Annotated in this window: 6 protein-coding genes; 3 read left to right on the plus strand and 3 right to left on the minus strand. The window is 66.8% G+C overall.

The features are described 5' to 3' along the window. A partial coding sequence (locus AC04L7_RS08485) for a cbb3-type cytochrome c oxidase subunit I (RefSeq protein ID WP_475512818.1) occupies positions 1–234 on the minus strand: 234 nt, incomplete at its 3' end. A 213-nt stretch (positions 235–447) separates the two neighbouring features. On the opposite strand from AC04L7_RS08485, the gene AC04L7_RS08490 reads away from it, so the two are divergent. The 3 genes from AC04L7_RS08490 to cydX are packed head-to-tail and all read left to right on the plus strand — an operon-like array spanning position 448 to position 3,304. Next, entirely contained in the window at positions 448–2,016 is a 1,569-nt protein-coding gene (locus AC04L7_RS08490) for a cytochrome ubiquinol oxidase subunit I (RefSeq protein WP_475512819.1), read from the plus strand. Positions 2,017–2,029: 13 nt separating this feature from the next. Then, positions 2,030–3,175: a cytochrome d ubiquinol oxidase subunit II gene (cydB, locus tag AC04L7_RS08495; RefSeq protein WP_436000501.1), complete on the plus strand. Its 1,146-nt coding sequence runs from the start codon at positions 2,030–2,032 to the stop codon at positions 3,173–3,175. Positions 3,176–3,187: 12 nt separating this feature from the next. Beyond that, on the plus strand, positions 3,188–3,304 hold the full coding sequence (gene cydX, locus AC04L7_RS08500; protein ID WP_299345879.1) for a cytochrome bd-I oxidase subunit CydX: 117 nt from the start codon (positions 3,188–3,190) through the stop codon (positions 3,302–3,304). Positions 3,305–3,383: 79 nt separating this feature from the next. On the opposite strand, the gene AC04L7_RS08505 is transcribed toward cydX, so the two are convergent. Further along, positions 3,384–5,861 (minus strand): TonB-dependent receptor, encoded by a 2,478-nt coding sequence (locus tag AC04L7_RS08505; protein ID WP_475512820.1) that lies wholly within the window; start codon positions 5,859–5,861, stop codon positions 3,384–3,386. A 28-nt stretch (positions 5,862–5,889) separates the two neighbouring features. Continuing rightward, on the minus strand, positions 5,890–7,767 hold the full coding sequence (locus tag AC04L7_RS08510; RefSeq protein WP_475512821.1) for a tetratricopeptide repeat-containing sulfotransferase family protein: 1,878 nt from the start codon (positions 7,765–7,767) through the stop codon (positions 5,890–5,892). Positions 7,768–7,775: the final 8 nt, after the last annotated feature.

Genomic DNA, 7,775 nt, shown 5'->3' on the forward strand with positions numbered 1-7,775 from the left:
GTGCAGGCTGGTGGCGAACAGGGCGCAGCCGCCGAACGCGAAGATCACCGCGTTGGTATGCAGCGGACGCAGCCGGCCGTAGCTCAGCCACGGCAGGTCGAAATTCAGCGCCGGCCAATACAGCTGCGCGGCGATCAGCACCCCCACCAGCATCCCCACGATGCCCCAGACCACGGTCATCACCGTGAACTGGCGCACCACCTTGTCGTTATAAGTCCCCTGGACGCCTTGCATGCGGCCTCTCCTATTCTGGTACGGTGGATTTTCGGGTCCGGCCAGCCGGGCCGCATTGATCAGGATCAACCCCCCCCCCCCCCGCCGGCCGGTGGCCGCGGGGCGCGCAGGATGCCGCAGGGCAGGGCGAAGGGGGGTGCGACAGATGGTCGCCCCCGTCCATGACAGTGGGAGGGCTAGAATCCCCGCCAGACAACCGGGAGCCGCATCCCCATGCCGGACATGACCGTCGTCGAACTGTCCCGTCTGCAATTCGCGCTGACGGCAATGTATCACTTCCTGTTCGTGCCGCTGACCCTGGGGCTGTCCTTCATGATCGCAATCATGGAGAGCGTCTACGTCATGACGGGGCGCGACATCTGGCGGCGCATGACCCTGTTCTGGGGCACGCTGTTCGGCGTCAATTTCGCGATGGGCGTGGCCACCGGCATCGTGATGGAGTTCCAGTTCGGCATGAACTGGWSSTACTACAGCCAYTACGTMGGCGACATCTTCGGCGCGCCGCTGGCCATCGARGGSYTGATGGCMTTCTTCCTGGAAGCGACCTTCRTSGGCCTGTTCTTCTTCGGCTGGGACAAGCTGAGCAAGGTGCAACACCTGGTGGTCACTTGGCTGGTCGCACTTGGGTCGAACTTCTCGGCGTTGTGGATCCTGGTGGCCAACGGCTGGATGCAGAATCCGGTCGGTGCGGTCTTCAACCCSSAGACCATGCGCATGGAGRTSACCGACTTCWTSGCGGTGMTSWYCAAYCCGGTGGCGCAGGCCAAGTTCGTSCAYACCGTGTCGGCCGGTTATGTCACCGGCGCCATGTTCGTGATGGCGATCAGCGCGTTCTACCTGCTGCGCGGCCGCAACGCCGACTTCGCCAAGCGCTCGATGGCGGTCGCCGCCAGCTTCGGCCTGGCGGCGGCGCTGTCGGTCGTCGTGCTGGGCGATGAGAGCGGTTACGCCACCAGCGAGCACCAGAAGATGAAGCTCGCCGCCATCGAGGCGATGTGGGAGACCGAACCCGCGCCGGCCGGCTTCAATGCCTTCGCGATCCCCGACCAGAAGAACCAGACCAACCACTACGCCTTGCATATCCCCTACGTCATGGGGCTGATCGGCACGCGTTCGTTCAATACCGAGATGCCGGGCATCCTCGAACTGGTGGAGCGCGCCGAGGGCCGCATCCGCAATGGATTGATGGGCTACGAGGCGCTGCAGAAGCTGCGCGCCAACCGCAACGACGGCACCGCGCGTTACATCTTCGAGGCGCACTGGCGCGACATCGGCCACGCGCTGCTGCTCAAGCGCTACCGCGAGGACATCGGCAACGCGACCGAAGAGGAGATCGCGCAGGCCGCGCACGACACCATCCCGCACGTCGCGCCGCTGTTCTGGAGTTTCCGCCTGATGGCCGGGCTGGGCTTCTACTTCATCGCGTTCTTCGCGGTTGCGTTCTACCTGGCCAGCAGGCAACGACTGGATCGGTACCGCTGGTTCCTCAAGGTGGCGTTCTGGAGCCTGCCGCTGCCGTGGCTGGCGATCGAGGCCGGGTGGCTGATCGCCGAATACGGCCGCCAGCCCTGGATCATCGATGGCGTGCTGCCGACCTTCCTGGCCGCGTCGGGGCTGAAGCTGCACCAGATCATCATCACGCTCAGCGGCTTCGTGCTGATCTACACGGTGCTGGCCGTCATCGAGGTCTGGCTGATGCGCAAGCTGATCCTGAAGGGACCCGAGCACCTGTCCGCGCCAGCATCGGACGCCCCCGCGCCACAACCGGCCCTCGCGGGCTGACGGGAGACGACGCATGGACACCATTCCCCTCGACTACGCGACGCTGCGCCTGATCTGGTGGCTGCTGCTGGGCATCCTTCTGATCGGCTTCGCGGTGATGGACGGCTTCGACCTCGGCGTGGCCACGCTGCTGCCCGCGGTGGCGCGCACCGACGAGGAGCGCCGCATCGTGCTCAACGTCATCGGCCCGGTATGGGAGGGCAACCAGGTCTGGTTGATCCTCGGCGGCGGTGCGATCTTCGCGGCGTTCCCGCCGCTGTATGCCGTGAGTTTCTCCGGTTTCTACATCGCGATGTTCCTGATCCTGTTCGCGCTGATCCTGCGGCCGGTCGGGTTCAAGTTCCGCAGCAAGGTGCCTGATCCGCGCTGGCGCGCCGCGTGGGACTGGGCGCTGTTCGTCAGCGGGCTGGTGCCGGCGCTGGTGTTCGGCGTGGCGATGGGCAACGTGCTGCTCGGCGTGCCCTTCCATTTCGATGATACCTTGCGGGTGTACTACGAAGGCGGACTGTTCGGGCTGCTGACGCCGTTCGCGCTGTTGTGCGGCCTGGTCAGCGTGGCGATGCTGGTGATGCATGGCGCCGGCATGCTGGCGATGAAGACCTCCGGCGCCATCGCCGAGCGCGCGCGGCGCTACGGCAGCATCGCCGGGGTGGCGACGGCGGTGCTGTTCGTGATCGGCGGCCTCTGGGTTGCGCGCATCGATGGGTACGCGCTGCAGGTCGCGATGGATACCGCCGGCCCGTCGAACCCGCTCGCCAAGATCGCCGTGGCGCAGCCCGGTGCATGGATGGACAACTACGCGCGCTGGCCGATCACCTGGCTGTTGCCGCTGCTGGGTGTGGCGGGCGCGCTGCTGAGCGCCGTGTTGTTGCGCATCGGGCGTGCGGGGCTGGCGTTCCTGGCATCGTCGATCAGCATCGTCGGCATCATCCTGACCGAAGGCGTGGCGACGTTCCCGTTCCTGCTGCCGTCGTCCACGCAGGCCGGCTCCAGCCTGACCCTGTGGGATGCGTCGTCCAGCCACATGACGCTGTTCATCATGCTGCTGGCGACGGCGTTCTTCCTGCCCATCATCCTGCTCTATACCGCCTGGGTCTTCCGCGTGCTGCGCGGCAAGGTCGACCAGGACGGGATGGGGCGCAACCCCAACGCATACTGAGGAGGCTTCCGCATGTGGTATTTCAGCTGGATCCTGGGCGCCGGCCTGGCGGCGAGCTTCGCCATCCTCAATGGCATGTGGTACGAGATGCGCGAGAACGACCGCGAGGCGAGCGCACGCGATTCCTGATCGCCCCGTTATCTTCGACACAAAAAAAGCCCCGGCTCGCACCGGGGCTTTTCGTTGCCGCATTCCGGCGCGTGCTGCGTCAGAACTCCTGCGAGAAGCGCAGGCCGATCGTGCGGGGCTGCGAGACGACCGTGTAGACCTGGCCGTTCGGATACTCCGGCACCACGCCCGCGGCACCGCAAACGGCTTCGGCGCACTGGGTGAAGCGGCTCAGCTCGCCACGCTCGTCGAACAGGTTGTTGACGTACACGTCCACCTTCCAGTTGTTGCGGCGGAAGCCGGCCGACACGTCGACCGTGGTGTACGCATCCAGGTCGCCGAGGATCTCGCGTTCGGCCAGGCGCAGGTCGGACTTGCGATCACCCACGTGCACCACCGCACCCTGCAGGAAGGCCTCGCCACCCGCCATGTCGAACGTGTAGCGCGCGGTCAGGTTGCCCTTGACCTTCGGCGTGACCGGCAGCTGCGTGCCCTCCGGTGCCTCGGGGTCCGCGCACTCCGTGACCGGGTTGCCGTCGTCGTCGGTGAAGCCGCAGTAGTTCTCGGTCAGCTCCGCGTCGTAGAACGCGGCGCCGGCCGTCAGCTGCAGGTTGTAGGTCGCCGCGAACGCCAGCGAGAACTCGGCGCCGTTGATGCGCGCCTGGTTGGCGTTCTTGATCTCGGTCAGGCCGTTGGCGCCGAGGATGGAGAACTGGAAGTCCTCCCAGTCCTGGCGGAACACCGAACCGTTGAACGAGAGGCGGTTTTCCAGCCAGGTGGTCTTCCAGCCGAACTCGTAGTTGGTCAGGTAATCCGACAGGTAGGGCGGCAGCGTGCCGCGGCGGTTGATGCCGCCGGGGCGGAAGCCTTCCGACCATGTGCCGTAGATCATCTTGTTCGGGTCGATCCGCCAGGTCAGGTTGAAGCGGCCGATGTGGCCGTTCTCCTTCACCCGCTTGTCGAAGAAGCTGCAGGGCGCACCGTTGAAGGTCGGCGCGCCGTCCGGGCAAGCCGCCTCGCCGTAGCTCGACACCCAGCCCCAGTCGGCGAAGCCGAAGAAGCCCTTCAGGCTGTTGTCGACCTCGAACCAGCGTGCGCCGGCGGTGGCGGTCAGGTCTTCGGTGATGTCGAAGCTCAGCTCGCCGAACACCGCCTTGTCCTTGTCCTGGCGCAGCTGCTTGGTCAGCCAGATGGTGTCCGGCCAGCCCGTGACCGACTGCACCGGCGACAGGCCATCGATCTTGTAGCGCTGCTCGATGTCGTGTTCCTGGTCCTGCATGAACACGCCGGCGACGAAGCGGAAGCGGTTCTCGGTCGGCGAGGCGATGCGCAACTCGTGGCTGGTCTTCTTGTAGCCGTCCACGCCCTGGATGTACTGCGACGGATTGACCAGCGAGCCGGGCGCGCAGGTGAACGTATCGGGATCGAAATCGGAACAGGTGTACGCACCGTACGCTGCCAGCGTGTCGTACCAGAACGCGTAGTCGTTGTAGTCCTGCTCCACGTCGACGTCGCGATCCAGGCGTGCGAACGCGTAGGTCAGGTCGAAGTTGCCGATCTTGCCTTCCACCGTCAGTGCGGCCTGCCACCAGCGGTCGTCGGAACTCTCCGGATAGAAGTGGGTCAGCGCCAGGTCGCCCACCTGCGGGTCGACCGCGAAGCCGCCCTTGGACTTCTGCTGCTGGCCCATGATCGTCGGGGTGATCGACCACGTGTCGTTGAGGTCCACCTTCAACGCGAGGCGCGCGCCGGTGGTGTCGACCTCGTTGTAGTCCTTCTTCGCGCGGTCGGCGTTGTCGATGGTGCCGTTGCYGCCGGAGTCGGCGTCCCACGAGGGGAAGGTACGCGTGCCATACACGTTGTCGATGTAGCCGGCGTCGTGCTTGTTCCACGCGACCAGGCGGATCGCCGCGCGATCGCTCATCGGCAGGTTGAGGAAGCCCTCGGCGACGTGGCCGATGCCGCCGTTGCTGACGCTGTTCACTTCCAGCCCGTAACCGGCGGCGAAACCGGTGGGGTCGGGCTTGTTGGTGATGATGCGCAGCGTGCCCGCCTGCGAACTGGCGCCGTACAGCGTGCCCTGCGGACCGGCCAGCGACTCGACGCGGTCGATGTCGTAGATGTGGATGTCCAGCGGGCCCTGGATGGTGGTGACCGGCTGTTCGTCCAGGTACACGCCCACGCTGGGCAGCGAACCGGAGTGGTTGCCGTCGCCGCCGCTGGCGACGCCGCGCATGTAGATCTGCGCGAAGCCCGGACCGGCCGACTGGTACGACACGCTGGGCAGGTACTTCACGTAGTCATCGAAATCGGTGACGTTGAGGTTCTTCAGCTGCTCCGTGCCCAGCACCTGGATGCTGATCGGCACTTCCTGCAGGTTCTCCACGCGCTTCTGCGCGGTCACCGTGATGGTGTCCAGCGTGGCCGCGGCGCGCTCGCCCTCGGCGGGCGGCGTGGCGGGTGCGTCCTGGGCCATCGCCGTGGCACCGAACGCGAGGTAGATCGCGGCGGTCAACGGGAACCTCGCCAGGGTCGACGGATCGCGCCGCCCCGGTTTTCTTCTGCTGCGGGTACTCATCCAGCTCACCTCTCTCCAGTGATGACGGTCAATCGGGGATGGAACTGCCCTCCGTGGAATCCGGAACCGCCGGATAGGCGCCCAACACAGGCCCCAAGGCGTTCTTCAACGGCTCCAGCCACGGTTCGTAATGCCGCCAGTGATCCACGCCTTCGCGGTAGATCGGCTGGCGGACCTGTTCGGAACTGGCGGTCCTGACGGGCCGCGCGTTCTCGAAAAAGCGCAGGCAGCCGTCCTCGAACGGCAGCCCGCAGTAGTCCAGCAGGCGGCGCACCTCGGCCTCGGTGTCGTCCACCAGCTGTTCGTAGATCACCCGGTGCACGCGGCCGGGCAGGACGGTGTCGTAGTGCGCCATCAGGGCCACGTAGTCGCGGTAGTAGCGACCGATGTCCTCCAGCGCATAGCTGAAGCCCTGGCCGCGCGCGAAATGCTGCTTGTAGCCGGAGAAGCAGCAGGCCAGCGGATGCCGGCGTGCGTCGATGATCTTCGCGTTCGGCAGCATCAGGTGGATCAGGCCGGTATGGGCGAAGTTGTTCGGCATCTTGTCGATGAAGAACGGACGGCTCGATTTCCGGTGGATGCGGGTCGCGTCGAGGTAGCGCTGGCCCAGCGCCCGCAATGCGTCGCCGTCGAGCGTCGCCAGCAGGTCGTGGTACGTGTCCGCACCGCCTGCCCGCGCCTGCTCGCGCAGGTCGCGGGTGATGGAGGTGATGTCGGGCAGTTCCATCGTGCCTTCCACGGCCGAATGGCTGGACAGGATCTGTTCGAGCAGCGTCGAGCCCGCACGCGGCATGCCGACGATGAAGACCGGGTCGGGCGCGGTGCAGCCCTGGCCTGCCCGCGCGGCGAAAAAGGCGGTCGTGTGCGACGCTTTCAGCCGCGCGACCCGTGCCTGCGTGTCGTCGGCGTCGTAGTCCAGCTGCGTGCGGCGAAGCGCGTTGCCGTCGCGGTAGTGCACGAACGATGCGGCATGCTCGCCGGCATCCTCCAGGGCCTTGCCCAATGCGAAGTCCAGGTGCAGCCGGTCGTCGTCGCCCAGGTCGGTGCGCGCGTGCTGCGCACGCATCGCGGCCAGGTCTTCGCCGCTGAAGCGGAAGGTCTTCAGGTTGGCCAGGCTCCACCACACCTCGCCGGCACCCGGTTCCAGCGCCAACGCCTGTCGATACGCCTCGATCGCGCGTGCCGTGTGGCCGGCCGTCTTCAGCGCGTGGCCGTAGCTCATCCAGATCCTGGCCTGGTCCGGGTAGGACGCCAGCACGCGCTCGTACAGCGCAAGCGCGGGTTCGTAGTCGCCCACGCGGCACAGGACCACCGCCTTGAGGTTGAGGTGCGCGGGGTTGTCGGGGTCGTGCGCCAGCAGCGCATCGATGGCCTGCAGCGCCTCCTGCGTACGGTTGGCACGATGCAGCACCAGCGCATGGTTCTGCCGCGCGGCATGGAAGTCGGGCGCGAGCTCCAGGCATCGCGCGAGCAAAGCTTCGGCATCTTCGATACGCCCGACGCGCGCGGCGACTTCGGCCAGCATGCGGATCGCGGCGACGTCGGTGGGCGTGCGCTTCAGGCGCGCGCGCAACAGCGCCTCGGCCTCGGGAATGCGGTTGTCGGCGAGCGCGGCGGCGGCCTGCATCAGGTCGGGGTCGCGCGTGGAGTGGCGCGTGTGCTGCAGGTAGGCCCCGGCCGCACCCTCGGTGTCGCCCATCGCGGCAAGGTGGTCGCCAAGCTCGCGCCAGGCCTGCGGCAAGTCGGGCTTCAACGCCAGCGCGCGTCGCAGTGCGGGAACGGCTTCGCCACCGCGTCCGGCACGGCCCAGCGCCAGGCCGTGTTCTAGATGGGCCAGCGGCCACTGCGGGTGTTCGCGGACCAGCGGTTCCAGCACGTCGAACGCGTGGCTCCACTGGCCGCGCACCCGGTGCG

It is taken from the genome of Pseudoxanthomonas sp. LjRoot204_2, from assembly GCF_056175765.1.

What these genes read in the sequence shown, in the direction of transcription:
- cydX (WP_299345879.1), top strand. Translation starts at nt 3,188, where the DNA reads ATGTGGTATTTCAGCTGGATCCTGGGCGCCGGCCTGGCGGCGAGCTTC.
- cydB (WP_436000501.1), top strand. Translation starts at nt 2,030, where the DNA reads ATGGACACCATTCCCCTCGACTACGCGACGCTGCGCCTGATCTGGTGG.